Origin of the sequence: Marinifilum caeruleilacunae, assembly GCF_013141825.1 — a bacterium.
GTDB classification, from domain to species: domain Bacteria; phylum Bacteroidota; class Bacteroidia; order Bacteroidales; family Marinifilaceae; genus Marinifilum; species Marinifilum caeruleilacunae.
Genome location: NZ_RZNH01000088.1, coordinates 1 through 1,537 on the forward strand (window position 1 = coordinate 1; position 1,537 = coordinate 1,537).

Consider the following 1,537-nt stretch of genomic DNA (forward strand, 5'->3'; position numbering starts at 1 on the left):
CTGTTCATAATTTGAACAAATCAATGGATTATATCAAGCGATATCGACAAACGATTAATGAGAATCGACAAACGATAGGTGAATATCGATTTAATGAAATGTAAGATTGATACTTTCAGCACCAGATATTGGCAAAATGGAAAGGTAGAATATAAAAAAAGCTGACATTTCTTCTAGCAAGCCAAAAAATCCTTATCTATTTTTAGTAATACTGCATAATTGTTTTTTTATGTTTTATTTTTAAATCAACAATCCAGTATTCGTAATGAAGCCTAACGGCTCAGATATGGGATGTTGGACATTTCAAAGATCCAACTTATCAAACCGAATATTTTTTGTTAATGGCTTTTTAATTTTTCACTAATTTGTTTTACATCATTATCAATTATTAATAAAAACCCCAATCACAAAAAGAATGAAATTAAAAATACTATGTATTAATACTGTAAATACAAATGCATTCTCTTCTCTCTCTTTAAAAATAAAATAACTATAGGATAACACTAGTCCGCAACAAATTGCATAGAAAACATAAGAGATTGAATAATAATGAGAAATAGCAAATAATAAACTAGAACTTATTAAATATATCACTAGAAAAAATTTCTTGCTGGAAATCAATTTAGAAATACTCCAATAAATAAACATTTGAAAAATAAGTGTCTCCAATACTGGCGCAGCAATAACTGATTCAATAAAAGTCTCTAGAATAGATAAGTTATCCAAATAACTTACATTAGGATTGTTTAATGCATTTCCATTGCTAGTAAACAATGTTGTTATTACTAGTAACAACAACATTACTAAAAAACCCAGAGTAACAATAATCCACTTATTAATACTCATCAAAAACTTTTTTATGTTGATCATATTGTTACATTTAAACTATAAGTAGATTTTTTAAAAATGTCAATTATTCTCAGAATCCGCATACTAAGAGATTAAGATCGCTGCCTCAAAAATATGGACAAATCTGAGATATTATAAATTATATTCTTAATAACATTTCAACTTGACAAATAATTATAAAGCTAGCTATACAATTTATCTACGGCATCCCGGTATGCCATCATAAGTGCCATTTGCACAAGCATCTACATAACCTTCAAGTGCATCATTATAAGCTTCTTTTACAGCAGTTACAAGCTCACCCGAAATAGCTCCTTTTATTAATTCTTTAAGCCAACCTACTCCACCATTAATTGACTGCATTTCTTTTTCAGTTAATTTCTGGACTTTAAATTTTTCTAAATTTGTCATTTTAATTTGATTTTAAAATTATGCCTATTTCTGATTTAAGACCTCTTCAACAATGTCGATTGTTTTTTCAAGTATTCTAGCATCGTATAAAGTCATAAATCGCCTCCATTTACTTACATAAATTCAACTGCTCTGTTCATAATTTGAACAAATCAATGGATTATATCAAGCGATATCGACAAACGATTAATGAGAATCGACAAACGATAGGTGAATATCGATTTAATGAAATGTAAGATTGATACTTTCAGCACCAGATATTGGCAAAATGGAAAGG

2 protein-coding genes are annotated in these 1,537 nt (G+C 28.3%); both read right to left on the bottom strand.

The genetic code is table 11. The features are described from left to right. Window positions 1–381: 381 nt before the first annotated feature. The gene (locus tag ELS83_RS21590) at window positions 382–846 is read right to left on the bottom strand and encodes a CPBP family glutamic-type intramembrane protease (protein ID WP_171597614.1); all 465 of its coding nucleotides are present in this window, start codon (window positions 844–846) and stop codon (window positions 382–384) included. Window positions 847–1,044: 198 nt separating this feature from the next. After that, window positions 1,045–1,260, bottom strand: coding sequence for a bacteriocin (locus ELS83_RS21595; protein ID WP_171597615.1), 216 nt, complete (start codon window positions 1,258–1,260; stop codon window positions 1,045–1,047). Between the last annotated feature and the right edge of the window lie 277 nt (window positions 1,261–1,537).